14 protein-coding genes and 1 tRNA gene are annotated in these 26,014 nt (G+C 76.1%); 3 read left to right on the top strand and 12 right to left on the bottom strand.

Annotation, left to right across the window (positions count from 1 at the left end; all coding sequences use genetic code 11):
• Positions 1-44: 44 nt before the first annotated feature.
• A complete protein-coding gene (locus BLT59_RS13465) occupies positions 45-602 on the bottom strand; it encodes a metallophosphoesterase (RefSeq protein ID WP_091780624.1) in 558 nt (185 codons plus the stop codon).
• A 187-nt stretch (positions 603-789) separates the two neighbouring features.
• Between BLT59_RS13465 and BLT59_RS13460 the strand changes: the two genes are divergently transcribed.
• The 3 genes from BLT59_RS13460 (at position 790) to BLT59_RS13450 (ending at position 2,951) form a co-directional block, all read left to right on the top strand.
• Positions 790-1,482, top strand: coding sequence for a DNA glycosylase family protein (locus BLT59_RS13460; protein WP_091780621.1), 693 nt, complete (start codon positions 790-792; stop codon positions 1,480-1,482).
• A gap of 37 nt (positions 1,483-1,519) precedes the next feature.
• A tRNA-Ile gene (locus BLT59_RS13455) sits at positions 1,520-1,595 on the top strand.
• Positions 1,596-1,847: 252 nt separating this feature from the next.
• Positions 1,848-2,951, top strand: coding sequence for an adenylate/guanylate cyclase domain-containing protein (locus BLT59_RS13450; protein ID WP_091780618.1), 1,104 nt, complete (start codon positions 1,848-1,850; stop codon positions 2,949-2,951).
• On the opposite strand, the gene BLT59_RS13445 is transcribed toward BLT59_RS13450, so the two are convergent.
• The 11 genes from BLT59_RS13445 to BLT59_RS13395 all read right to left on the bottom strand — a co-directional run bounded on the left by BLT59_RS13445 (position 2,948) and on the right by BLT59_RS13395 (position 25,561).
• On the bottom strand, positions 2,948-3,328 hold the full coding sequence (locus tag BLT59_RS13445; protein ID WP_091780614.1) for a hypothetical protein: 381 nt from the start codon (positions 3,326-3,328) through the stop codon (positions 2,948-2,950). The genes BLT59_RS13450 and BLT59_RS13445 overlap by 4 nt on opposite strands.
• Complete coding sequence (locus BLT59_RS13440) at positions 3,325-4,074, bottom strand: hypothetical protein (protein WP_091780611.1); 750 nt, start codon at positions 4,072-4,074, stop codon at positions 3,325-3,327. Before BLT59_RS13440 ends, BLT59_RS13445 begins: the two co-directional genes overlap by 4 nt.
• Positions 4,071-5,918, bottom strand: a complete 1,848-nt coding sequence (locus tag BLT59_RS32150) for a reverse transcriptase family protein (RefSeq protein WP_091780608.1) — start codon at positions 5,916-5,918, stop codon at positions 4,071-4,073. Before BLT59_RS32150 ends, BLT59_RS13440 begins: the two co-directional genes overlap by 4 nt.
• A 313-nt stretch (positions 5,919-6,231) precedes the next feature.
• On the bottom strand, positions 6,232-7,896 hold the full coding sequence (locus BLT59_RS13430) for an SWIM zinc finger family protein (protein ID WP_091780605.1): 1,665 nt from the start codon (positions 7,894-7,896) through the stop codon (positions 6,232-6,234).
• Positions 7,893-11,018 (bottom strand): hypothetical protein, encoded by a 3,126-nt coding sequence (locus tag BLT59_RS13425; protein WP_091780602.1) that lies wholly within the window; start codon positions 11,016-11,018, stop codon positions 7,893-7,895. The genes BLT59_RS13430 and BLT59_RS13425 overlap by 4 nt, the downstream gene beginning before the upstream one ends.
• A gap of 186 nt (positions 11,019-11,204) precedes the next feature.
• Positions 11,205-13,166 carry a hypothetical protein gene (locus BLT59_RS13420; RefSeq protein ID WP_091780597.1) on the bottom strand — a complete coding sequence of 654 codons (1,962 nt, stop codon included), beginning with the start codon at positions 13,164-13,166 and terminating at the stop codon, positions 11,205-11,207.
• A gap of 9 nt (positions 13,167-13,175) precedes the next feature.
• On the bottom strand, positions 13,176-14,306 hold the full coding sequence (locus BLT59_RS13415; RefSeq protein WP_091780594.1) for a VWA domain-containing protein: 1,131 nt from the start codon (positions 14,304-14,306) through the stop codon (positions 13,176-13,178).
• Positions 14,303-18,193: a DUF4132 domain-containing protein gene (locus BLT59_RS13410; protein ID WP_091780591.1), complete on the bottom strand. Its 3,891-nt coding sequence runs from the start codon at positions 18,191-18,193 to the stop codon at positions 14,303-14,305. The genes BLT59_RS13415 and BLT59_RS13410 overlap by 4 nt, the downstream gene beginning before the upstream one ends.
• A 14-nt stretch (positions 18,194-18,207) precedes the next feature.
• The gene (locus tag BLT59_RS13405; RefSeq protein ID WP_091780588.1) at positions 18,208-22,107 is read right to left on the bottom strand and encodes a DUF4132 domain-containing protein; all 3,900 of its coding nucleotides are present in this window, start codon (positions 22,105-22,107) and stop codon (positions 18,208-18,210) included.
• Positions 22,108-22,154: 47 nt separating this feature from the next.
• Entirely contained in the window at positions 22,155-24,455 is a 2,301-nt protein-coding gene (locus tag BLT59_RS13400) for a DUF5682 family protein (RefSeq protein WP_091780583.1), read from the bottom strand.
• On the bottom strand, positions 24,452-25,561 hold the full coding sequence (locus BLT59_RS13395) for an ATP-binding protein (protein ID WP_091780578.1): 1,110 nt from the start codon (positions 25,559-25,561) through the stop codon (positions 24,452-24,454). The genes BLT59_RS13400 and BLT59_RS13395 overlap by 4 nt, the downstream gene beginning before the upstream one ends.
• Between the last annotated feature and the right edge of the window lie 453 nt (positions 25,562-26,014).

Raw genomic sequence — 26,014 nt, 5'->3', positions numbered from 1 at the left:
TCTCGATACGCCCGCAGACGATATAGCGCGCCGGCGGACCGCCATCAGCGCAGGCCGTGGGCTGCGAGTTCCTCCGGCACGCCGTCGGCCGCGTCCTGGCGGAGGAGGATCGCGTCGAGGGTGACTGGGCGGTCGCTCCAGGCATCCACGCCGACATCGCAGGAGCGCGTGGTGTCGGCGAGCCAGCCGTGGCTGTGCCCGTAGAGGTGGCGCGTCTCCCGCCACAAGCCCGGCCAGGCCCGATGCGCGTAATGCGACAGGAACAGGCGGTGCGGTCGCCCTTGCGCATCCGCGACAGAGAGGCGGGCGCTTTCCACCGGCGGCTCGGCCCAGGGCAGATCCAGGACGCGATTCGAATCGTGGTTGCCCCGGACCAGGCGCTTGGTGCCGTTCAGGCGCGCGAAGATCGCCGCGCAATGCGTTCGGCTGGCATGGGCGGCGAAGTCGCCGAGGTGCCAGACGGCATCCTCTGGGCCGACCACCGCGTTCCAGCCCGCGACCAGCGCCTCGTCGTGGGCCTCGATGCTGCCGAATCTCGCCCCGCGGTGGCGGAGGATGTGCGGGTCGCCGAAATGCGTATCTGCGGTGAAGAGGATCGCCATGCCGTCGAGACCTGGGCCGCCATCGCATTCCGTCCAGACCGGCCGAGCGCATCCGGACCCGGCGGGGCTGCGCGGCATCCTGTCTCCCGGACCGGAGCCGGAGCGGCGGCTAGGATGCGGACGCCGCGCGCGAGCGCGGTCGCGGCTCCGACGGGCGGAGCGCGGCGCGGGCCGGATGGGCTAGGCGATGCTCGATCCCGATATCTACGCTCACCTTCTGGACGCGGCGCGCGCGCATCCACCGCTGCGGGCCGCCCTCGTGCAGGCCGGTCCGATCCGGATTGAGCCGCCGGCGCATCCGCGCGTCGCCGACCGCCTGTTCGTCGAGGTGGTCAACCAGCAGCTCTCGACCCGGGCGGCGGCCGCGATCTGGGCCCGGATCGAGGCCGCCGCCGCGGCGGCGGCTTCCAGCCCCCGAGCCCTGTTCGAGGCCGGGGACGCGGCAATGCTGCGGGCCTGCGGCATCTCGGGCAACAAGGTGCGGGCCCTCCAGGCGATCGTGGCAGCCGAGATGGCGGGCCTCCTCGGGCCCGGCCTTGCCGGCCTGCCGCATGCCGAGCGGGCAGCGATCCTGTGCAGCATCCGCGGCGTCGGGCCCTGGACGGCCGACATGGTCGGCATCTTCCATTTCCACGATCCCGACATCTGGCCCGCAGGCGACGTGGCGGCGGTGGGCTGCCTGCACCGCCTCACTGGACGGGACGATACCGACGCGGTGGCGGCCGCCTTCGCGCCGTACCGCTCGATCCTGGCCCGCTACCTGTGGCGCATCAAGGACGCGGCGCTCGTGCCGGTGGACGCAAAGGCCGAACGGGATCCGCCCCGACAGGATCTGCCCTCCCGGACCCGCCCCCCCCGCGGCGCGGCGAAATCCGGGTGACGGGCGGCCGGGGATCAGCTATCCGTCGGCGGCTCCCGGGCCCGTAGCTCAATGGTTAGAGCCGGCCGCTCATAACGGTCTGGTTGCAGGTTCAAGTCCTGCCGGGCCCACCAGCATCACGGGCTGTCGCAGAACCGCTGACGGTGGCGCGGCCGATCCGCCCGCTGTGGCAGCGCGGCGACACCGGCTGACGACATCCTGTGGACGGCGCGAATCGTTCCTCATTGGTCAGGGTTGAGCGGCCAGTCTGCGGCGCGCCGATCCAGCGCCGTCTTCGCCGTGTTCGTTCGCCCTACGATCTTCGTCCCGGGCCACCGCGTACGTCCCGCCGTGCCCGCCGCCACGCTCTCCTGCGCCGACAGCCCATGCTTCCACAGTACCGATGGCTCTGGGCCCTGACCCTCCTCCTCGCCTCCGGCGCGGCGGGCCTCCTCTACAACCTGCTCTTCGTGGGCGGGGCCTCGATGCTCGCCGGGCTCGTCTACGCCCTGGCGGTGGGCGGGACGGTGCTGGCCTTCGTGCCCGGCCTGAGCCTGTCGGGTCTCCAGACGCGGCTGCGCCGCCTGCCGGCACTGGTCTACATGCTGGCGGCCGAGCTGCTCTACGTGGTGCTGATCACGCTCGGCTGCGCCCTCGGCGGGCTGGCCGTCTGGGCGTTCAGCCTCACCGGCGACAGCCTGTCCACGGCGGTGCGGATCACGCCGCGGTTCCTCGCCTACTCGCTGGCCGTTTCGGCCCTGCTGGTCTTCGTCATGCGCATGCGCGACCTGATCGGCGGCGAGGTGTTCGTGAACTTCATGATCGGCCGCTACCACAGGCCGGTGCAGGAGGAGCGGATCTTCCTGTTCCTCGACGTCGTCGGCTCCACCGCCTTCGCGGAGACCCACGGCGACCTGCGCGCCCAGGACTATCTCAGCGCCGTCTTCGCGACTCTGGCCGAACCGGTGCGGCGCAATGCCGGCTCCACGGACGACTTCATCGGCGACCTCGCGATGATCACATGGCCGATGAAGCGCGGCCTGAAGGATGCGCGCTGCGTGACCTGCGTGTTCGAGGTGCTCGACCGGATCGACGCGCACGCCGCGGCCTGGACCGCGCGGTTCGGGACGGTGCCGCGGCTGCGGGCGGCGCTGCACGGCGGCCCGGTGGTCACGGCCGAAGTCGGGGTCGACCGCCACAAGATCGCGTATTTCGGCGACGCCGTGAACGTGACGTCGCGGATCGAAGCCCTGTGCCGCCCCCTCGGCGTCGACATCCTGATCTCGCAGGATCTCCTCGACCGGCTGGACCGGCTGCCCGGCGGCGTCCGCGCGCGCGCGCTGGGGACACACGCCCTGCGCGGCCGGGGCGCCCCCCTGGCGGTCGCCACCCTCGAGCGCGGCGCGGTGGTCCCGGACCGGCTGATCCCGGAGCGGAGGCCGGCGCCGCCGGCTCTGGAGCGCGCGGAGGTCGTCGCGGAACCGCGTTAGGCTCCCGCGTCTCGGACGCAGCGGCGCCAGAGGCGCCGCCACCACGCGATCGGCGCGCGCGGCGGGGCCGCGGTCGGGCTGGACCAGTCGGAGGCCGCCCCGAGCGCCGCCGGCAAGGTGTCGATGAGCGCCGTCGGCCCCTCGATGTCCCAGCCGATCACGCAGCAGCCGCAGCCGGTGCTGCGCACGCAGGTCAGTTGGCCGGCATGGGCCAGCATCCAGCGCTCCGCGGCGGCGACGTCGTCCGCGTCGCCCACGTCCACGCAGAGGCAGGCGCGCCGGAGGCCCGGGGCCAGGGGACCGTCCGGCCGCGGATCGAACCGCCCGTAGAGGGCCCGCAGGGCGTCGGCATCCGGCCCGGACTCGCCGGAACTCACGGCGCGTCGCCGTCCCTGTCCGACGGCGCTTCCATCTCGGCGATCTGCCGCCTGGCGAAGGCGCAGGCCGCGAAGTCCGGGTTGATCGCGCAGGCCATGTCGAACGCCGCCCGGGCGCGGGACGCCTCGGCGGCGACGCCCTCGCCGAGGCGATAGGCCTGGCCGAGCATGGCGCAGCCCCAGGCGCCGCGGCGGTCGCAATCGAGGCGGAAGCTCCGGGCGAGGCAGGCGTCCGTGTCGGTGCGCGGCGCGTCGCGGAAGGGATCCTCCGCGTAGCCGCCGTTCCGGATCCCGGCCGCCCGGTTGGTGCAGCCCGCCGGAAACCCGCCCGCGCAGGCGAGGGCGTAGAGGCGCTCCTTGTCGAGGATGTCGGCGACGTCGAGGGAATGGTGCTCGAAGGCGAGGGCGAGGTCGAAGCAGGCCGGCGCGTTCGACCACCGGGTGCAGAGCGCGTAGCAGGCCGCGGGCTCCCGCGCGCAGCGGCGCTCGGTGGGCCGCCGGGGCGCGAACGCCCACCGCCAGACCGGGCGCTCCCGCGCGAAGGTGTCGGCCGGGCAGGTCCCGAAGCTGCGCAGCAGCGCCGGGTCCTGCCGCAGCGGCCCGGCGATGGCGGCCGCCTCGGCGGCGTTGAACGGGGCGGCGGCAGGCGCCTCGTCGGCCCGGGGTGCTGCCGGTCCGGACAGCAGCGCGAAGGCCGCGGCGCCGCAGGACAGGAGGCACCCGGCGAGGCGCCGGGCCGGGATCATCGGCGGCGCCGCCAGCGGCGCAGCAGGCGGCGGAGGCCGAGCAGCAGGGCGACCGCGAGGACGAGCAGCCCGAGCGCCGGGTGCAGCAGGGCGGCCGCCTGGAACAGGACGAAGATCCCCAGGACGACCTTCCAGGGCTTCATCGGCGCATCGTCGGACGCGGCGCCGGGGTCCGGCACGGCCTCCGCGCGGGCGGCCGTTTCGGCGCCGAGACGCGGGCGGCCGGAGACCGGCACGCCGCTGCGGCCCGGCACGGGCGCGGCCGCGCGGGCCGCAGCCCTGGCGGCGGCCGCCTCGGCCTCGGCCAGGATCGGGTCCGGCGCGGGCGCGGGGCGGGGGGCCGGCGTCCACCAGCGGGCGAGCGGCACCTCGCCCCGCGCGGACCGGGCGCGGAAGTCCGGCAGCGGCCGAGCCTCAGGACGGGCTGAGCGGGAATCCGCGTGGCGTTCCGCGAGGGCGCGGGCCCGCGCCAGCAGCGGCGCGCCGGTCTCCGGCGTGACCATCCGGACGAACTGCGCGAAGCCGATCGCGGCGCGGAGCACGCCCGCCTCGCCGGCCGCGCCCCAGCGGCGCCCGGCCGGACCGTGCCGCTCGAGCCCGTGCAGGAGGGCGCGGAAGCGGCGCAGGGTCTCCCGCGGCACGCCGACCCGCTCGTTGACGGTGAGCCCGGTCACCTCCTGGTGCCGGCCGCGGCGCATCACCCGGGTCTTGTCCGGATGGACGGTGAAGCCCTCCCCGGCGACGATGGCGTGGACGTGTTTGAGCAGCGCGCCGACCTTCCCGGCGGCCTCGCCGGAGGCCGAGAAGGTCAGGTCGTCGGCGTAGCGCGTGTAGGTGAAGCCGAGGCTGCCGGCGAGGCCGGAGAGCCGGGCGTCCAGCCGGGTGCAGACGAGGTTGGTGAGCGCGGGGCTCGTCGGCGCGCCCTGCGGCAGCCGGCGGGGGCCCCGGGCGGCGTAGAGGCAAGCGCCATCGATCTCGACCGCGTCCACGTCCGGCTCGGTGCAGAGCAGCGCCAGCACGGTCGCCACCGGCTCGGCGTAGCCCAGGCCCCGGAATTTTCCCTTGATCCGCCGGTAATCGAGGCTCGGAAAGAAGTCCTTGAGGTCGAGATTGACCACGACGTCCCGCCCGACATGGGCGGCGGCGTTGGTGACGATCGAGCGGCCGGGCACGAAGCCGTGGGCCGCCGCGTGCACGGGAGCACGGGCGAGGAGCGCGTCGAGGATCCAGTACTGCGCCCGCTTCAGGCGCGGCATCGGCGCCGAGATGCGGCGCAGCCCGCCCGCCTTCTTGGGGATGGTGAAGCGCCGGTAATGGCTCACCGTGCTGAGCGCCCGGTCGTAGGCGAGGAAGCGCAGCTCGCCGAGGCCGATCCCCATGGCCTCGGCCAGCGCCTTCGGGCTCGCCAGGGGCGGGAGGCCGGGGGCGGGCCCCCGCGCGGGCGTCTCGGCGTTCGCGAGGCCGGCCGAGACGCCGTCGCCGAGATGGAGGACCTCCGCCTCCCGGCGCGCGTGCCACGCCTGCGCCCGCGCGTGGCGGTCGCGGGCGTTGCGCAGCTTCGTCTCGCGCCGCCGCTCCAGCGCCGCCGTCTTGCGGCGGCGATGCATCTCCTTGAGGGCGGCCTCGGGGTCGCGCCACGCCGCCTCCCGCCGGTGCAGGTCGGCGAGGGCGCGGGCGATCTCGCCGCGGCGGCGTATCAGGTCGTCCGGCGGGTTGGGCTGCGCCGCCCCGTCCGGCCAGAAGCCGAGCCGGATCATCTCTTCGAGGATGACCTCGTCCTTCGAGCTCTCGCGGATCCGGTCGTAGAGCTGCTGGCGGGTCAGGCTGCCGGGCTGCTGGCTCATCGGCGGCCTCCGGCGCGGGCGGCGGGAGGCGTGACGGGGGACGTCGGCCGGGATGCCTTCGTCAAGTCTCGGGACTGGCCCGGTCCACTCGACGCCGGCACGACCACCGGTGCGCGTTTGGGTTCAGCGAACCCAAACCGCGAACGCGCACCGGTGGTCAGTGCCGGCCCAGTGAAGAGCGGGCCAGTGACGCTTTGCCGGGCAGGGTGCAAGGACGGCGAATCGCCGCCCGAAATGCAAGGTCCGCCCCGGCCGACGCCCCTCGTCGCGGTCAGGATAGGCCAGGCTTGCGGCCGCATCAATCGGGCCCGTCTCACGCCTGCCACCGCGCGGGCTTGCCCTCGACCTGGGCGTGGACGAGGCGGCGCACGGCCAGCATGTGCTCGCAGGGGCCGCGGGTCAGCCGGTTGTGGGTGTAGAAGCCGCACTGGCAGGTGCCGCCGACCATGCGGTCGTCGGGATCGAGCTCCACCGCGGGCGTCAGGCTCCGGCCATCGTCCAGAACGGTCCCGCTCAGGCGCCGCCTGTCGCCCGCCTGCGCGACGGGCCCGAGGGTGACGAGCCCGGCCGCCAGGAACCGGTCGGCCTTGGCCTCCTGCTCGGAGGCGAAGCGCAGGGCGCCCGGCGCCAGGGGCTCCCGGGTCAGCTCCCGCAGGCGGTAGACCCGCTTGTCGAGGTCGAACATGGCGCGGCCGGCCTGCACGTAGCCGCCGAGCGCCGCCTCCACGGTCGCCCGGTCGAGGCCGGTCTCGGCGGCGAGCGGCCCGGTCCCGGCGGCGTGGTGGCGCCGGAGCGCCGCGAAGACCCGGGCGGCGGTGTCGGCGTCGACGTCGGCCCGGGGTGCGAGCAGGTCGAACTGGCCGGCCCGGGACCAGTCGTTGGCGGTCCAGCCCGACAGGCCGAGGGTGAAGCGCAGGCCCCCGAAATCCACCACCGCGAAGGCGGGCAGCCCGGTGCCGAGGAGGTGCAGCCGCACCGACCGGGCGAGCGGCAGGGTCCGGGCCAGGATCGCGAGACGCCGCCGGCCCCACAGGCGGATCTCCGCGGCCTCGCCCCCGCGGTAGATCGAGCGCCGGAAGGTCAGCCGCTCGTTCCAGGGTTCGATCAGCACGCTGACCGGCCGGTCGGGCTCGAGCAGGAACCGCAGGGAGCGCGGGCCGTGGCGCTCCCGGCGCGCGGCGAGGCGGGTCAGGATCGCGTGCATGTCGACCGGGTGCAGGTCCACCACGTGGGCGGGCTGCGCCATGGCGCTCGATACCTGCAGGAAGCCCCGCACCCAGGAATCCGGCAGGTCGATCTTGTCCTCGCGATAGGCGGCCTCGCCGGAGGTCTGGACCGCGAATCCTGTCGGGTCGATCGCCAGCTCGGTGTCGCGGTAGCTGCGGATCTTCTGGAACTCGTCGTAGAGGGCGTGGCTGTAGTCGATGTTGGTCGTGCCGCAGGCCATGTCGCCGATCCGCGCGAACGTGTCGTGGTCGCAGGACAGGCGCCCGTAGCTCGATTCGTCGAGGCTGAACGCCTCGAAGAAGATCTCGTCCGGGTGCACGGTGATGACCGGGTCGAGCACGATCCAGGCGTCGAGGTTCTCCCGGTAGAGGTAGTCGAAGTACCGCCTCCGCGCGTCGTAGAACGGCCGCATCACGGCGTCGGAGCGGGCCGCGATGTCCCGGGACTCGGCGCGCAGCGCCTCGATCTCGGCGCGCAGGCTGTCCTTCTCGGCGAGGGCCTCGGCCAGGAGCTCCTGCTCGTGGGCCTGGAGCCATGCGAAATAGGCGGTGCGGTCCTTCGGCTTGAAGCGCAGGTCCGACACGACGACGTGGTGCAGGGCCGAGATCGCCTCCCGGAACGGCAGGTGCCGCGCCACCGTCCCGGCGAAGTAGGTCGGCTCGCGCAGGGTGTCGGGGACGAAGCCGAGCCGGGTCGCGTCCGCGTCCGAGACGGCCCGGCTCTCGCCGAGGTAGCGATGGACGACGTTCATCGAGCCCCTTCCGAGACGGAGACGGGTCCCCGCGCCTCCGGCGGGCGCCGGACGAGGGGCACGGCGAGATCGGGATGCGCGTCGGCGACGTCGCGCAGGGCCAGGATCGCGGCATTGCGATCCCGGGCCGTGCCGCTCAGGGTGAGGTCGGCGAAGAGCGGCAGCAGCACCTCGGCGCGGGCGCGGCTGCGCAGGGCCTCGGCCCGGAGGAAGGCGGCCATCCGGTCCTTGGCGACCCGGCCCCGCAGCACCTGCAGCATCACGATGCGGGCGAGGGGGATCAGCCGCGCGAAGGCCGCCTCGCTCGCCACGGCCTGCTCGGTCAGGAGTTCGGTGAGCAGGAGGTGCATCGACGGGGCGGGGTGCTCCAGGAGGCGCAGGACCTGCGTCTCCGCGTCCTCGGGCCGGAGCCGGCCGCGCAGGAGGTGGCGGGCGAAGGCCAGGACCTCGGGCTTGACGCTGTCGGTGACGACGGCGAGCGCCTCCGGCGTCCAGGCAGACTCCGGCCAGGACTCGAACAGGCCGCGGGCGAAGGCGAGGGTGTCGGGCCAGTCGCTCTCCACGAGGAGCACGGCCTCGGCCGCTGCGGCCTGGAACCGGGCCGGATCGGCCGCGACGGCCGCCATCGCCCAGTCCCGCACCGCCCGGTACGGGTGGCCGCCGAGCCGGGCGATCTGGCGGACGCTGAGGGCCTCCGGGCGCCGATCGGGCAGGAGGGCGGCGCCGAGGCGGCGGGCCCCGTCGGCGCGGGCCTGCAGCAGGCGCCACAGGGTGGCGTCGTCGAGGGCGGCGCACGCCCCCGGCAGGGACTCGCGCAGCAGCGCCACGACGTCGGCTGCGTAGGCGTCGTCGGGCGCCGCGCGGAACAGGCTGCCGATCAGCTCCCGGGCGAGACGTGGCGCGAGACCCGGATCCGCCGCCGCGAGGCGCGCCACCAGGGGCCGGGCGGCCTGCCGGACGGCGCTGCCGGGCCCGCTGGCGAAGGCGACGACCCGGTCCGCGTAGGGCCCGAGCCGCGCGTCGTCGAGGCGCGCCAGCAGGACCAGGGCGGCGATCCGGATGTCCTCGGATTCCGCGCCGATCAGCGCGTCCCAGCTCTCCGGCGGCAGGCCGGCGGCCCCGGCTTCGGACTGCGCCAGGAGCGCGAGGCCGGCGGACCGGACCGCGGCAGCCGGGTGGGCGATCAGGGCGGCGGCGGTCTCGGACGCGACCGGCAGGTCGCGGTCCGGCCACAGGAGGGGCAGGGCGGCGCGCAGGCCCCGGATCGCGGCCGTCGCGGACGCGTCGGGCTCCGGCGGCATCGCCCGCAGCCACGCCACGAGCCGCGCCACCAGCGGCGCCGCGAGCCCGGGGGGCAGCGCCCGCGCCCCGGCGAGGCCCGGGAGAGCCGCCTGCACGTCCGGCTCCGGGCTCGTGAGCAGCGCGGCGGCGAGGTCGGGATCCGACCAGGCGACCGGCGCTCCGGCCTCGAGGCGCCGCAGGGCCAGCGCCCGCGCCTCCGGCAGCGCCGCGGCCAGCAGCGCCACCACCAGGGCAGCGAGTTCCGCGGGATCGGCGATCCCGGCGGCGAGGCGCGCCTGGGCGGTCTGAAAGGCGAAGGTCCGCACGGCGTCGTGCGGCGCCGCCAGGAGGCGCCCGATCTCGGCGGCGTCCAGGGCCGCGCACGCCCGCGGATCCGCGCGCAGCACCCGCAGGCCGAGCCGCGCCACCGGCTCGATCCGCCCCTCGGCAGCGAGGCGGAGCGCCAAGTCCGGGCGGGCGCTCCAGAGATCCGGGAAGGCCTCGTCGCGCCGGTCGGGATCGATGGCACCGGTCTCCAGGAAGGTCAGCGATCCCGCCCGCGGCCGGGCCTCCGGGGCGTGGCGGTACAGGAGCTGGCTCGCCGTCCAGTTGCGGGCGAGCGGCCCCCGCGTCCGTGCCTGCCGGCCCCAGGTCCCGTCCGGCTGCCGCCCCCAGACGGTCCAGCGCGCAGGGGGATCGAGGTCCTCCGGCCCGAGGGCCAGCAGGAAGCCCGCCGCCAGCGCCACGAAGGCCGGGTCCCCGACGGCGCCGCGCTTGCGCAGCGCGCGCCAGATCCGCCGCTTCATGTAGGCGCGGGTGGCGGTGGACAGGCCGAGCCGCGCCTCCGGTCCCTGGCGCGCCGCGTCCACCGCGACGTAGCGCCGGAGGTCCGGGACGTAGGCGTGGCTCCGACCGGACTGGTACATCGCCTGCGCGGTCTCGAAGCGCTGGGCAGTCGCGCCGAACAGGGCGGCGTCGTCCGCCATCTCGGCGTGCTTGAACAGGCGCCGCAGGCCGATCAGGTAGGGCGGCCGCGCCGGCAGGCGGAGCAGGGCCGCGCAGAGCGTCGCGTGCAGGCCGGGCGCCGCCTGCGCCTGCCGGCCGAGCGCCACCAGGGCCGGCCCGACCCGGCCCGGATCGTGCCGGGCGAGGCCGTCCAGCGCCCCGCACAGGCCGTCGACGTCGGCCGCCTCGGCCGGCCGGGCGACCATGCCGGGCAGGTCCGGCTCGGCCTCCGGCGGGCGGTAGGCCCCGGTGAGCGGGGCGGCCAGCGCGAAGCGGGCGAGGTCGCGGACCACGCTTCCGGGCGCGTCGGCGGCGATCGCCGCGAGCACCGGACCGGCCTCCGCGCCCGCCGCCCGGGCGAGCGCCCAGACCAGGGCGTAGCTCGCCCGCGCCGGACCGAGGGTCCGCGCCAGGGCGATCAGGTCCGGGGCGGCCGCGGCCAGCCGCAGCTCGCCGATGCGCCAGAGCAGGCGGTCGCGGTCGCGCTCGGCCCAGCTCTGGTGCAGGCAGGCGGAGAGCCGCGCCAGCAGCACAGCGGCACGGCCGTCGGCCGTCGCCTCGGGCGCGGCGGACGTCTCCGGGCCGTCGACCCGCCGGTAGCCGCCGTTGATCTTGGAGACGACCACGCTGTCGAACACCCGGGCCGCCGCCTCGGCGGTCACGGGCTGGGGCGTCTTGGAGCCCTCGCGCAGGGTCGTGCCGCGCCGACCGTAGCGCGTGTTGACGAAGTAGCGCTCGGGCGTCCCGAGGGCCTCGTTCTCGATCAGGTCGACGTCGTAGACCTTGTCGGAGGTGGCGTCCCGCAGGTGGAGGCGCGCCGCGCGGACGACCCTCATGCCGCCGCGCCGGCGCGCGCGGCCGGGCAGGGCTGCGTCGCAGGGGCGCGACGATCGACGGGTCCTCGCATCCGGGCTCCTCGCGAAACGACCGGGACGGGCCGGCCGGCGAATCGCGGCGCCCGAAGCCGCGGCAACCTGCCCCAGCGGGGCCGCAGGGGCAACCGCATCCACACGGTTCCGTGATCAGGCCTCCGCCGGTCCGGGATCGTCGCGCATCGCGGCGACCCAGAGGGCGGCCCGGGCGAAGGGCTCGGACTGCGCGCCGGAAGCGAGGAAGGCCGAGAGCCGCGCGGCGCTGGCCGGATGCCCCGCCGCGGCGAGCCGGGCGACCAGATCGGCGCCGGCGCGGGCGTTGGCCGCGAAGGCCCGCCGCCCGGCATGGAGGGCGTTCGCCAGGAGCGCGGCCGCCTCGTCGAGGAGCGTGGCCGGCCCCAGTTCCGGCGCCGGCGGGACCGGGTGGCCGGCGCCGTCCGGGACGGCGAGGTCGGGCACGACGAGCCGGTCGACCGACACCGACCAGGGATCGCAGACCAGGGCGCCGTCCTCGATCCGCACCGGGCCGGCGACCTGCCGCACGGGTCCCCAGCGCCCCGAGCACGCGCCCGCGAGGGCGTCCAGCGCCTGCGGCGCGGCGGGATCGTAGGCGCGGGCGAGATGCAGCGTGCCGCCCGCCTCCGGCAGGTCGACGGCGGCCTGCCACGTCTGTGCGCCGGGCGCCCAGGCCTGTCCCAGGACCGCGTCGACGGCGAAGACGTGGAAGGCCTCCAGCCGATCGCGCGGGCGCAGGAAGGCGGGCGGCCGGTCGGCGAGGCGGCGCCGGATCGACGGGACGTCCCGCGCCGCCAGGGGGGCCGGGAGGTCCACGCGGGCGTCCCGCGGCAGCAGGGCCGTCCGGCCCCGGGTACCCTGGCCGAGGGCGAGGAGCCCGTCGGCCCGGCGCCGGGCGACGCTGGTCAGAATCTGGCCCTGGCCGGTGCCCGAGACGGACAGGCCCGGGCTCAGGAGGCGCCCGGGCAGGCCGGCCACGATATCCGCCTCGGCCTCGCCCGGCGCGAACTCGCGCTCCAGGGCCAGGAGCGCGCCGGTGTCGGTATCGGCCAGCGCCACCCGGGCGGTGGCGCCGCGCCCACGGGCGAGGAGCCGGGCGCCCAGCGAGACGAGGCGGGTCTTGCCCATGGCGGTCTCGTAGGGCTGGCCGAGGCCGAGGGCGGCCTCCCCGCCCCGGACGCGGCCGAGGAGTTCCGTGGCGAGCGCCAGGACGACGACGGCGTCGTAGGCGGCGTGGCGCCCGGCATAGGCCGCGAGCTGCCCGGCGAGATCCGCCTCCGCCAGCAGGATCTGCGTGGCGCCCCGCGCCTCGGCCGCCCGCCGCAGCCGGACGAGCGCCCCGTCGTGGGCCTCCGGCCCGGACACCACCCCGGCCTCCAGCAGGCCGGCGACCACCCGGTCGACGGCCTTGGCGAGTCCCTCCTCCGCCGGCGTCGCGGCCGTGTCGGTCCTGGCCGGCGCCGCGCCGCCCAGGCGGATCTCGGCGGCGCCCGCGGCCTCCCGGAAGGCGCGGATCGCCAGCGCTACGTGGGCGCAGCTGCCCCCGGCCGCGCAGTCGCAGCGGGCGTAGCCGACGGCGTCGGGCACGAGGAAGCGCACGGTCGCGGTCGGGAGCCGCGCGGCCGGCACGGCGCCGCGCTCCAGCCCGACCGTAATCCCCACCGCCAGGAGGCGCCGCAGCTCCGCCGCCGCCGCGCCGCCGAGCCCCGCCTCGAGGGCGGCGCCGTCGAGGGTGCCGGGATCCCAGGCGACCGCCTCCGCGGTTGGGATGGCCGCCCCGTCGGCGGTCCCGAAAGCGGCTCCTCCAGCCGGCCCGTCCGCGACGGCCGCGGCCCGGTAGGCGACGACGAGGGCGACCCGGTGGCGGCACATCCCGCTCGCCGGGCAGGTGCAGGTGGCTTCGCCCGGGGGCCGGCCGGGGCCGAGCCGCGTGATTGTGCCGTCGGCGAAGCGCGCCTCGACGGTGCCGTCCTCGGCCTCCGCGAGGGCCGGCCCCGCGCCGGCGGCCACCTCGCGCAGCGCCCGCTTCACCAGCCCGGCATTGGCGAGCTGGATCAGGCCGTCATCCGTGAGGGCGCGGAGGTCGGGGCGGGCCATCGGCGCCGCTCAAGCCCGGATCGCGGCGGCGAGCCAGCCGGCGAGCTCGCCGGGCGTCATCGCGGCGATCTCGGCGCCGGCCGCCACGAGCCGCTGGGCCATCGCGCAGTCGTAGGCGGGCCGCGCCGCCGAATCGAGCGCCGCGAGCCCGAGCACGCGGGTCCGCTGGCCGGCGAGCGCCCGCACCTGCTCGACCAGGGCGGCCTCGCTCGCGCCCTCGTAGAAGTCGGAGACCAGCACCACGATCGCCCGCTCCGGCGCGGTGATCAGCCCGGCCGCGTAGCGCACGGCGCCGCCGATATCGGTGCCGCCGCCGAGCTGGACCTTCATGAGCATCTCGCAGGCGTCGTCGCAGTCGCGGGTCAGGTCCACCACCGCCGTGTCGAAGGCGACGAGGTGGGTGCGGATGCCGGGGAGCTTCCACAGGCAGGCGGCCATCACCGAGGCGTGGATCACCGAATCGAGCATCGATCCGCTCTGGTCGACGAGCAGGATCACCTGCCAGGGCCGCATCTGCCGCCGGTTCCGGGCGAAGAAGTGCAGCCGCTCGACGGTGATCCGCCGGCTCTCGGGATCGTAGTGGCGCAGGTTGTCGCGGATCGTCCGGTTGAGGTCGAGGTCGCGGGCGCCGGGCAGGCGCGTGTGCCGCCGCCGGTCGAGCACCCCCGAGAACGCCACCGCGAGGTCCCGGGCCAGCCGCTCCATCAGCTGCCGCACCACCGCCTGGACGAGCTTGCGGGCCATCACCAGCACGTCGGGCGCCATCAGGTGCTTGGTGCGCAGGACCGCCTTCAGCAGCGTCTCGTTCGGCTCGACCCGGGCCAGCACCTCGGGATTCGTGACCACGTCGTCGATGGCGTAGAGCTCGATCGCGTCGCGCTCCAGCCGCTCGATCGTCTCGCGGGGGAAGAGCGTGTGGACCGCGTTGATCCAGCCCGGCACCGTCAGGGTCGAGCCCTCGCGGCCGCCCTGGCGCCGCTCCCCCCGCGCCGCGCCCTCGGCGTCGCGGCCGTAGAGCCAGTCGAGCGCCTGATCCATGGCGGCCGCCTCCCCCGACAGGGCGCAGCCGGCCCCCGCGCAGGCCGAGTCCGCCGCCTCGCCCAGGATGAGCCGCCACCGCGTGACCGGGTCGAGGCTCACCGCAGCCGCGTCCCGGCGAGGAGACTCGGTCCCCGCAGGAGCTCGCTCGCCGTGACCGGCGCGAGTTCGCCGAAGGTCCGCTGGCCCGGATCCGTCCGGTTGCTCCAGGGCGAGCCGAGGGTCAGCTCACCGAGGGTCTGCTCCCGGTCCTCGAACTCCACCGCGCCGGTGAACAGGCCCTCCGAGAAGGTCAGCGACGCCTGGCCGGCGGCGCCGCCCGGGAAGGTCACGGCGCGCTCGATCCACCACACCACCCCGCCATCCTGGGGCGCCCCGAGGGGCCAGCCGCGGGCGGCCATGCCGCGCAGCCGGTTGGCCTCCACCACGGTCCCGGCGAAGCGGTCGGTCGTGGCGGCGACCGCCTCGGCCTCCGTGAAGGCGTAGGTCTCGCGGGCGAGCTGCGGGAAGGGCTGGACGATCTCGTAATCGCCGAACAGCGCCCCCCAGGCGGCCAGCGCTCCGGCGTCGAGCTGCAGGGGATGGACGAGGCCGATCAGGCCCGGGGCCGCCCCGGTCAGGTCGAGGTCGAGCGGCGCGTCGTCGGCATCCGTGAAGGTCAGGTCCTCGGCCACCCGGAAGGTCAGCCCCGGGCCGGTCCGCGGGTCGGCATCCGCGAAGGTGGCCCAGACGAGGCGCTGGGCGAGGTGGCGCACGAGCGGATGGGCGGCGAAGCAGGGGCCGAACAATGTCGGCTGGACCCGGCGGGCACCGGCGAGCATCGCCTCCAGGCGGGCCACCTGCAGGCTCGCCACGGCCCGCGCGTCCTTCTTCAGGGCACCCCAGCGGGCCACCGCCGCCGCGGCCTTGCCGGCATCGTCGGCCTTGGCGGGCTTGGGCAGGTCCTTGAGCCTCTGGCCGGCGGCGTCCCGCACCCAGGGCTTCAGGGTCTCGTCGAACCCGACCCGGAACCCGCGGGGGCCGAAATCGAGGTCGAGGCCGCCGCGCTCGTCGAGGTCGAGGTCGGGGGCGAGCCGGTCGGCCAGCTCCTCGGGGGTGAGGCCACGGGCCTCGGCGAGCTGGGCGATCTTCTGCCGGGCCTTCTCCTGGAGCCCCTTGAACTTCAGCTTCTCGGCGATGCCGTTGAGGTTCATCAGCGCGACATCGGTGCCGATATCGACCAGCACGTCGAGGCCGGTGACCGCCCGGGCATGGGCGGCCTCGCCCGGCCAACGGCGGATCAGCCGGGTCAGGTCGCGGGCCGTGGCGTCGGTGCCGAACCAGCCCAGCGCGCGCAGGGCCCAGCCGTCCTTGGACGGCGTCCCGGCGGCGATCCAGGCAGAGAACAGGTCCCACGCGAAGGCCGCGAGGCTCGCCTCGGTGCAGGCCTCGCGCACCATCGGCACGCCGGCGTAGACGGCGTCCGGGTTGGTGAAGGACAGCATCTCGCAGAGGGTCAGGATCGCGGCGTCCGGCAGGGCGGTCCCGTCCCGCAGACGCGGCCGGGTCAGCATGGACGGCACGATCCAGGCGGGCGGCCTGCCGACCTTGGCGGGGACGCGGGCGAGGGGGTCACGGTCGAGCACCTGCGCGACCGCCTCGGTCACGTCCGGTGCCTGGTCCGCGTAGCGCGCGGCCACGGACGCGATGAGGGCGCGGCCGTCCGCCCGGTCCTGCGCCAGCACGCGCAGGGCGTGCTCGGCGGCGTCGCGCAGCGATCCGGGCCGGCCCACGGCGTCGGGCAACAGGCGGGTGAGGGCGGTCTCGGGATGGCGGCGCAGCCAGGCCAGGGCCGGCTCACGGGCCTTCTTGAGCTTCGTGAGGGCGCGGGCGGCGGGCACGGCGAGGCGGGCATCGTCCACGGCCAGGACCGCCGGCAGGAGCCCGACCGGATCCGTCTCGACCAGGTCGACGAGGCCCGGCATTGCCCGCTCACCGAAACGCGACAGCGTCGCCCACACGATCTCCGGCCATTGCGAGACATGGAAGCATCCCGCAACGACGCGGGACTGGGCCCAGAGGGCGAGCGCGAGGGGCTCGGGCTGCCGCTCCAGGCTACCGACCAACTTGTGATAGGGCGAGTTCGCCCAGTAATGGCAGGCCCCGTCGATCTGGGCGACGCGCGCGGCCACCCAGTCGATCAGGGCCGGCAGGTCGTCGCGCGGCGGCTCGGAAAGGGGAGGCGGGATCCGGCTCCAGCCCTGCGTCGGGTGTGCCAGTTCGGCGGCCGCCACGAAGGCAGACAGCGCCTCCAGCCCGTCGAGGGTGACGGCGTTCCGCTCCCGCCAGTAGCTCGGGGCGACCTCCGGAACCGCGTGCGCGAACGGCGTCGGCAGGGGCGCGAGGGCGAGGACGAGGTCGTCCCGGGTCCGGCCCTTGGTCCGCCAGGGCGGGTCGCGCAGCACCCGCGGCCAGGCGGCGGGCTCCGCGAGAGGCACCGCACGGGCCTCCGCCAGGGCGTCGAGGATGCCGGCACCGCGCCCGCCCGACGCCGCCAGCCAGCCGCGGACCAGGTCAAGTCCGTGGACGTCCAGCGCGCGGTTCACCCGGGCGCGCAGGGCCGGCTCCGACCGGCCGCCCGCGAGGGCGGCGAGGCAGCGGGGCAGGATCGCGGCGGGATCGGCCTCCAGCGCGGCGTCGAGGGCCGCCGCGACGGGCTTCTCGTGGAGATGGGGCAGTAGGGCCGGCAGCGCGCCGGCCTCCCCGGTCGACAGGATCGCCAGGGCGACCGTGCGGCGCTGCTCGTCGAGGGCGTAGTGCAGCAGCCAGTCGAGGGAGGGCAGGGCCGGCTGCCCGGCGGCGCGGGCAACCGCCAGCAGGGTCGCGGCCGCCTCCGCCGCGTCGACGGCGCAGTAGACGAAGTAGAGGTGGTAGCTGCGCTTGGCGCGCCAGGCCGCGACCGCCTCCGGCGGCGCATCGGCGAGGAGCGGCAGGAAGACCGTGTCGGCCGTCACGTCGATCCCCGCCGACGCGGCGGCCTCGACCACCGCGACGGGCTGGAGCGGGTGCGGGGCGGGCCGGTCGTCGGCCAGGATGAACGCGAAGGCGCAGGCCGCCGGCCAGTCGTGGTCCTCGGCGATCCGCGCGTTCAGGAACGCGACGGCGCCGTCGTAATCGGCCTCCGGGGCGTGCACGAGGGCCGCCCGTAGGGCGAGGTGGAGCGGCTCCGCCCAGGACAGTCGCTGGTAGGCGCGCGGCGTCTTCGGGGTCGGGCGGCGCCGGTCGGCCAGCCGGGCGACGGTCTCCGTGCCGCCCTGGGCCACGGCGTAGCGCAGGATCGCCTCCAGCGCCCGCCGCAGGACGGCGTCGCCGGTGGCGGCCCGGGTCGGATTCCCCTGTCGGTGCGCCTCCGCGGCGTCGACAACCGCGTCCAGCCAGACGGCGAGGCCGTCCCGGTCCGGCGGCGCCCCGGCGAGGCGCGCGGCCTCGGCGTCACCGAGCGCGGCCGCCAGCGGCTCCGCGATCGCCTGCCAGGCCTCCGCCGCGTCCGGGCGCGGGCCGGGACGCAGGCGGGTCGGCAGCGGCACCGCCTCGAAGATTGCGGCCGGGGCGGCGGGGTTCGGGGCGGGCCCGGCCGGGGCCGGCGGAGCCGCGACGGGTGCCGTCTCGTCGGTGGCCGTCGCGGTAGCCGGTTCGGCGGGGATTTCGGCGGCGCTCTCCGGTCGCTCGTCCGTCCCGGACGCCTGAACCGCATCCGCCGTCCGGACCGAGGCGGCCGGGGCGGCGGCGGGTGCCGGAGCCGATCCCTCGGCGCGGACGTAGCCCTTGGCGGTCTTCTCGCGGACGAGCTTGTCCTTCTCCTTCGCGGCCGCGGCCGCGTCGGCGCAGGTCTTGTCCTTGCTCTGGCCCTGGGTGCCGAGGCGCCCGAAGCGGACGGTGAGCGTCGGGCCGGAGACGCCGACCTCCCAGAACTTGGCCGCGCTGCCCTCGACCAGCTCGTAGCGTTCCATCGGCTGTCTCCCTCTCACGCGTCGCCGGCGGCGGCGAGCAGGCTCGGCGTCCGCAGAACCTCGCTCGCGGTCACCGGGTCGAGGTCGCCGAACCGGTGGGTCGCCGCTGCGCGCCAGCCGGTCTCGGACAGGGTCAGGGTCCGCAGCGTCTGGATCCCGTCGCCCTCCGGGCCGGGCCGGTGCCAGAACCCGTCCTCGAAGCGCAGGACCGCGACGAGGCGGGTGCCGTCGGGCAGCGCGACCGGGCGCTGCACCGTCTGGACGTGCTCGCCCTCCATGTCGGTCGACCAGCCCTGGGGCCGCAGGCCCCGCAGGCGGCGGCCGCCCACCCGGACCCCGTCGAAGCGCCGGGTCTCGGCGCCGTCCCGCTCGGCCGCGGTGAACGCGAAGGTCTCGCGGGCGAGCTGCGGGAAGGGCTGGGCGATCTCGTAATCGGCGAACAGGCCGCTCCAGGCCGCCAGGGCGTCCGCGCCGAGGTGCAGGGGATGGACGAGGCCGACCACGCCCTCGGCCGCCGCGACGTCGAAGGTGAGGGCGTCGTCCGCGGCGTCGGTCGGTGAGAGATCCTCCGCGAGGCGGAAGACGCGCGCCGGCGGCGTCGCGGGCGCGGCGTCCGGATAGAGGCCCCAGACCAGGCGCCCGGCGAGGTGGCGGATCAGCGGGTGGGCGGCGAAGAACGGCCAGAACACCCCGGGGGCGACACGGCGCTGGGACGCCAGCATGGCCTCGAGCCGGGTGATTTGCAGGCCGGCCGCCGCCTCCGCGTCCTTGCGCAGAGCCGCCCAGTGCCGGGACGCCGCCTTGGCGGACTCGGGATCGTCCGCCTTGGTCGGGCGGGGCAGGGCGGCGAGCCGCCGGCCCTCGGCGTCGCGCAGGACGGGCTTCAGCGTCTCGTCGAAGCCGACCCGGAACCGGCGCTCGCCGAAGGACAGGTCGAGCCCGCCGCGCGCGTCGAGGCCGAGATCGGGGGAGAGCCGGTCGGCGAGGTCGACCTCGTCGAGGCCGCGCGCCTCGGCGGCGTCGACGATGGCGGCGCGGGCGGCCTCGCGCAGCTGCTGCAGCGGGCTCTTTTCGGCGATGGCGCTGAGGTTCATCAGCGCCACGTCGGTGCCGATCCCGGCGAGCACGGCGATGCCGGCCCGGCCGCGGGGCTTCAGGCCGGCCTGCCCCCAGGCGCGGATCTGCCGGGTGAGGTCGCGGGCGGCGTGGTCGCCGCCGATCAGGGCCAGCGCCTGCAGGGCCCACTCCCCCGTCGCCTTGGCGCCGGCGGCGATCCACGACTGGAACAGCGCGACCGCGAAGGCGTCGAGGCTCTCCGGCGTGCAGGCGGCGCGGACCTGCGCGACGCCCGCGTAGGGCGTGAGCGGGTCCGAGAAGGCGAGCATCTCGCACAGCGCGGTGACGGCGGCGTCGGGCAGGGCGCCCCCGCTCCGCAGGACCGGGCGGGGCAGGGCGGCGGGAACCAGCCAGTCGGGGAGCTTCGGCGGCTTGGCCGGCACCTGCTCCAGCGGGTCGCTGTCGACGCCGGCGGCCACCGCCTCGGGCACGCCGGGATCCCGCTCCGCGTAGGCCGCGACGGCGCCGTCGAGGGCGGCGCGCCCCGCGGGCTCGGCGGCGAGGAAGCGCAGGGCCGCGTCGGCGGCGTCGCGGTCCGGGCCGGCGGGCCCGAGGGTCTCGGGCAGGAGCCGCAGCGCGGCGGTGCGGGGATGGGCGCGCAGCCACGCGGCCGCGGCCGGCCGAAGCTTGCGGGTGCGGTGGAAGGCCCGGGCGGCGACCGGGGCGAGGTCGGCGGCGTCCACCGGCTCGACCTCCGGCAGGAGCTGCGCCGGATCCGCCGCGACGAGGCGGACGAGGCCGGGCACGGCCCGGGCGCCGAAGCGGGACAGCATCACTGCGATGGTGCGCCGCCACGCGACGTAATGGGCGCGCTGCGGCCCGGTCTTCTCCCACAGCATCAGCGCCAGGGGCTCGGGCTGCCACCCGACCATCCGGAACCAGGGCCCGTAGTTGAAGTAGAAGAAGCCCGTGAACTGCTCGCGGGTGAGGTCGAGCCGGCGATCGAGCCACGCCAGGGCCGCCGCGGGATCCGCGTCGGCGGCGGGGACGGGCTCGGCCGGCGGCGGGATCGGCATGTCGTACAGGGATTCCGCCTCGGTGGCGCGGATCCGCGCCGCGAGGTCCGTCATGGACTCCACCAGCGTTCCGGCCTGGAAGTAGAAGGTGCTGCGGTCGAGGGCCTCGTCGGGGTCGAAGCCGTGCGCGAAGGGCGTCGGGATCAGCGCCACCGCCCGTTCCGGCCGGGCGCGCGCGGCCCCGCGCCGCCGCCAGGGCGGGTCCCGGAGCACCGGCGGCAGGGCCTCCGGCGCCGCCTGCGGCGCGCTGCCGGCGGCGAGCAGCCGGTCCAGGCGCCCCGCGCCCCGCGCCCCGTCGGCCGCCGCCCAGGCGCGGGCGGCCTCGTGCCCGTGGCGCTCGGCGAGCGTCACGGCCCGCGGGCCGTAGGCGGGTTCGCCCTTCCCGTGCCCTTTGCCCTGGAGCGCGCCGAGATAGGCCCGCAGCATCCAGTCGGGGAAGGCCGCGTCCGCGGCATCGAGGGCGTCGCGGACCAGCTTGGTGCCCACGAAGGGCAGGAGCGCGTCGAGGGCGTCCGCAGCGCGGGTCTCCAGCAGGGCCCGGGCGATGATCGTGCGCTCGGGACCGACCGCCCCCTCCAGGAGCCAGACGAGGGCGGGGGTGGCCGGCTCGCCGGCCGCGTCGGCGGCGGCGATCACCGTCGCGGCGGCCTCCTCGGCCCCGACATCGCAGGTCGCCAGCGTCGCCCGGTGATACGGCGCAGCGTACCAGGGCGCGGCCTGCGCGGGCGGCAGGTCGACGATCAGCGGCAGGGCGACGTGGGAATTGCCGTAGGCCTTGGGATCGGGCGGGTCGCAGCGCGCCAGCACCGCGCGGGCGGAGAGGGCGTGATCGGCGCCGGGCCGGTCGTCCGCCAAGACCGTGGCGAGCCAGCGCGCGAGGGTGGGCTCCGGCTCCGCCGCGGCGAGCCGGAGGGCCGCCTCCAGGGCCTCCGCGTACCCCGCCTCGGGGGCGGCGGCCAGGGCCGCCCGGACGCCCAAGGTGGTGGGCAGGTCCCAGGCCGAGACCGGCAGGGAGCCGTAGCGGCCCGAGGGGCGGGGCCGCAGCCGGTCGAACAGGGTCACGAGCGTCCCGGTGCCGGAGCGGGCCACGAGCCAGCGGGCGAAATGCGTGAACGCCGCCCGGGCCACCGGCCCGTTCGGTCCGGGCTTGTCACCCCAGGGGCGCTGTCTCAGCGCCGGGCAGGCCGCCTCGATCTGCTCCAGCCAGTGCCGGGCCTCGGCCCGGTCGGGTTCCGGCGGCGCGTCGTCGAGCCGGGCGGCGAGAGCCTCGGCCGGCGCGCGGGCCTCGTCCGGGGCGGTGTCCAGCAGCGGACGGATCCGCGCCACGAAGGCGGCCCAGTCGGTCGCGGCGTCGAGGGGCGCGCCGGGGCGGCTGCGCGTGGGCAGGGGCGTGCCGGTGAAGATCGGGACGCGGTGCGCCTCCGCCCTGGCGGCGGGGGTGGGCGATGTCTCGGCGGCCGCGGTCTCAGCGGATGGGGAATCGACGTCCTGCGCTTCGGCCGCCGGGGAAGCGGCGGCGTTGCCTGTCGCCGCGGCAACCGCTCCGAAGGCCAAATCCGGCCCGGCCGGCGCGGCCTCACCCGCCGGGCGATACCCCTTGCCGGTCTTCTCCCGCACCAGCCGGTCGAGTGCGACCTGAGCCGCCTGCGCACTCGGGAAGGTCTTGGTCTTGGACTGCCCCTGCGTACCGATCCGCCCGAATCTCACGATGAGAACGCTGTCCTCGGTTCCGGCCTCCCAGAACTTCGCCGATGATCCCGCCGCCAGCTCGTAACGCTGCATGCAGTCCTCTCCCCGTGGCGCGGCGGTAAAATTTTCCTTGTCGCGTCTCAGGTCAACCCGTAGCGGGCGAGCCGCGCGGCCACCCGCGCCTCGCGGGCCAGGGCCTCCGCCTGGTCGGCCGGGCGCGCGCGCTGGCGCATCCAGGCCAGGGCCTCGACCTCGGCCCGGGCCGCGCCGAGGCCGCTCCGGCGCAGGATCGCGACGGCGATGCGCTCGCGCTCCCGCGGCGGGAACCACGAGAAGGCCATCCGCAGAGACGGCAGCGCCCGCAGAAAATCCGCGTCGCCCCAGGCGGCCACCAGCCCCTCGACGGACGCCAGGGTGGCGTCGGCGGCGATCTCCTCGCGGGCGAGGGCGAACAGGCCGGCGAGGAAGTCGCCCAGCGTCGCCGGCAGGCCGAAGCGGCGCAGCCGGGCCAGGGCGGCCTCCGGGTCCGATCCGGCCGCCCCGCAGGCGACCCGGAAGCCGAGCGCCGCCCCGGCGAGGGCCGGGGGCGTCTCCGGATCGGCGAGGCGCCGGCCGAGCATCGCGGCGAAGGGCCCGCGCAGGTCGTCGAGGCCCGGAACGTCCGCGCCGGCCTCGCGGAACAGGTCGCGGCAGGCGAGGACCAGGGGGATGGCGCCGAGCCCCGCACGGGGCTCCCGGATGCCCTCGACGACGAACAGCGCCCGGGCAGCCAGGGCGGCGCAGAGGCGGGCGAGGGCCGGCCGGGCCGGCGCGAAGGCGTCGCCGAACCGGTACAGCCGCACGATCCCGGCCCCGGCGGCGCCCAGGGCGGCGGCGTCGTGCGCCGCCGCGATGCCCGCGCTCAGGCGGGCCAGCAGCTCCCCCTCCAGGGTCAGGCCGGCGAACAGCGCGTCGGACAGGGCCCGGGTGAGGACGTCGACGGAGTCGGGCTCCGCCTCGACCCGGGCGGTGATCCGGGCGGACGCGGCCATCTCCAGGGTTCCGCCCCAGACCGAGGCCTCGATCAGGGCGCCGAGCCAGTGCGGGTGGCGCACGAGCGTGAAGCGCTCCCGCGGCAGGCCGGGCTCGGCCCGGTCCGGCCCCTCTCGGGCGATCCCCGGCAGCCCGAGCAGCACCAGCCGGTGGAGCAGGTGCGCCCGCGCCCGGTCGCCCGGCTCGGCCCAGTCGAGATCGATGCGGCGGCGCGCCGGCCCCGGTTCCAGGTCGGCGGCGCGCAGGCGCTCGGCGACGTCGGCCACGAGGGGCGGCTGACGGGTGCCGGGGGCGAGGCGTCCCTCGCGCCGGCCGCTGAGCGCCCGCAGCATCGCGGCGAGCGCGGGGTGGCCGGGTGCGGCGCCGCCGGCCGCCCAGGCGGGCGGGCGGTCGAGGGCGTCCTTCACCAGGGCGGCGAGGGCCGCGTCGATCAGGTCGGCGCGCAGGATCGCCGGATGGGCGCGCAGCCGGGCGAGGGCCTCGGCGTGGACCCGCCAGGCGATGCGGTCGGCGGTGGAGACGACCTGCCCGGCCTCGCGCAGGGCCGCGGTGATCGCGGTCATCGCCCAGTCGGCCGCGGGGGCGAGGCCGGCGGCGGCGACGCGCTCGTAGTAGCCCGGGGCCGGCATGCCGGCCGCGTAGCCCGAGAACCGGTCGAGGCGGGGATAGGCGTAGGGCACCACGTAGCTGCCGGTGCGCAGGTCCGGCTCCGGCGGCGCCGGCTCGGGCCGGGTCCCGTCCGCCCGCGCGGCGTGGCGCCGGACGGCGTCCGCGTGCCAGCCGCCGCAGACGAGGACGACCGGCCGGTCGCCGGCCGTGCGCAGGGCGTGGGCCGCGTAGGCGCCCATGAAGCGCTCGCGGGCCTCTTCGGCGGGATCGTCCGTGCCCGGCGGGCGCAGCAGGGCGAAGTAGCGGTCGAGCCGGGCCGGCAGCTCCGCCTCGGGCGCCGCCTCGGCGAGGACGTCCCAGAGGGCGTCCTGGTCGGCGACGCCGAGGGCGGCGGCGAGCGCCCGCTCGGCCGCCTCCGCGCGGGCCCCGTGCGGATCGGCGTAGCGGTTGGCGCGGCGCCCGAAGGCCGGATCCCAGGCCGGCAGGTCGCAGAACAGCGTCTCGGCACCCACCGCCCGGCCCGCCTCCAGGGCCTGCCATTCCGGCGAGAAGGCGCAGAACGGCGTGTAGGAGGCGGCGCTGCCCGCCGAATCCGCCCGGAACGAGAAGATCGCCACCGGCAGGTCGTGGCCAAGGGCGAGGTCCGGCAGGTGCGGGTTGAAGTCGACCGGCCCCTCGATCAGCACGAAGGCCGGCCGCAAAGCCGCGATCGTGCGCCGGACGAGCCCGGCGCAGGCCGGGGAATGGTGGCGCACGCCGATGACGGTCAGGCGGCCGGGATCCGGCGCGGCACCGCTCATTGCGGGGTGAGGAGGTGCCGCGCCGCGTAGAGCTGGCGCCACGCCGCGCCGGAGCGGCGGCTGACGCGCTGGTCGAGATAGCGGCGCAGGCGGGCGAGATCCTCGGCGTCGTCCTTGGCCGCGGTGCCGGCGAGGCAGGCGACGATGTCCTCCGGCTGGCCGGCATCGCCCCGCAGGAAATGACCCTTCACCCCGATGGCGTGGGCGACGCTGACCGCCTCCGCGGTGCTCATCACGGACGAGAGCCGCTCCATGCCCGTACCCTCCGTGTCCACGGCCTCGCGCAGCTCCCGGAAGCAGGTCACGAGGAGTTCGAGCACCTCCGGATCCGGGCTGCGGGGCACGCCGGAGCGGGTCAGCAGTGCGGTGGCCTCGCGCTGCACCAGGGCGAGCTCGGCCTCGAGATCGGCGATCGGGAACACGGTCTCGAAGCCGAACCGGCGCTTGAGGGCCGCCGACATCTCGTTGACGCCCCGGTCGCGGGTGTTGGCCGTGGCGATCAGGTTGAAGCCCTCCCGGGCGTAGACCATCCCGTCGGCGCCGGTGAGTTCGGGCACGGCGAGCACCCGGTCGGACAGGACCGAGAGCAGGCTGTCCTGCACTTCCAGCGGGCAGCGGGTCAGCTCCTCGAAGCGGACGATCCGCCCCTCGCTGAGGCCGGTATGGAGGGCGCCGGGCACCAGGGCGCGCGGGCTCGGCCCCTCGGCGACGAGCAGCGCGTAGTTCCAGCCGTAGCGGATCTGGTCCTCGGTCAGCGACGCGCCGCCCTGGATCGTCAGGGTCGAGCACCCGCTGATCGCCGCCGCGAGGAGTTCCGAGAGCAGGCTCTTGGCGGTCCCGGGCTCGCCGATCAGCAGGAGGGCCCGGGAGGTGGCGAGGGTGACCATGGCCCGCTCCACCAGCGCGGGCGCGCAGACCACCTTGGCGGGGGTCGCGCCGTCACCGCAGATGAAGCGCCGGACGGCCTGGAGCGAGAGCTGCCATCCGGGCGGTCGCGGCGCCGAATCCTCGGCGCGCAGGCGCGCGAGTTCCGCGGCGTGGACGTCCTCGGCGGGGGGTCTCTGACGCGCCTCGCGATCACCGCCCGCCCGCACCGCCTTCGCCATGCACCCGTCCCCTGCCGTCGCGCCGGCCCTGCCGACGCCTCCTGCGATCGGCAGACCATGCCCCGGCACGGGCGGATCTCTCAAGCGCCCCCGAGCCTCTCCAAGCATCGACGGCTCAGGTGGCGACCCGGAGCGGTCATCCAGTCCGTCCGCGCGGCATCAGGCGATCCAAAACGGCTGTATTTCCGAGACTGCTTACATCGAGACCAAGCACAGCATCAGGATCACGATCTCGAAGACGATCCATCCGCCGAAGACACCAACCAGTTCCCAATCGGTTCTTTCTTTGGACTTGGCCAAAGCGTACATGTTCGACCTCCTCACGGAGCCGATAGGCCGCAGGTGAATTCAATCACAGTGATGGGCTGCAACGTATCCGAATATTCAATCAGATTCTTCGCCCGATTGCAATTGCTCGTCTCGACGCCCGATTGAATGTAAATCAGTACATCG

The organism is Methylobacterium sp. UNC378MF (genome assembly GCF_900103195.1).
Lineage (GTDB): Bacteria > Pseudomonadota > Alphaproteobacteria > Rhizobiales > Beijerinckiaceae > Methylobacterium.
Note: the sequence above shows the minus strand (reverse complement) of the source record. Positions and strands in the feature narration are given on the sequence as shown.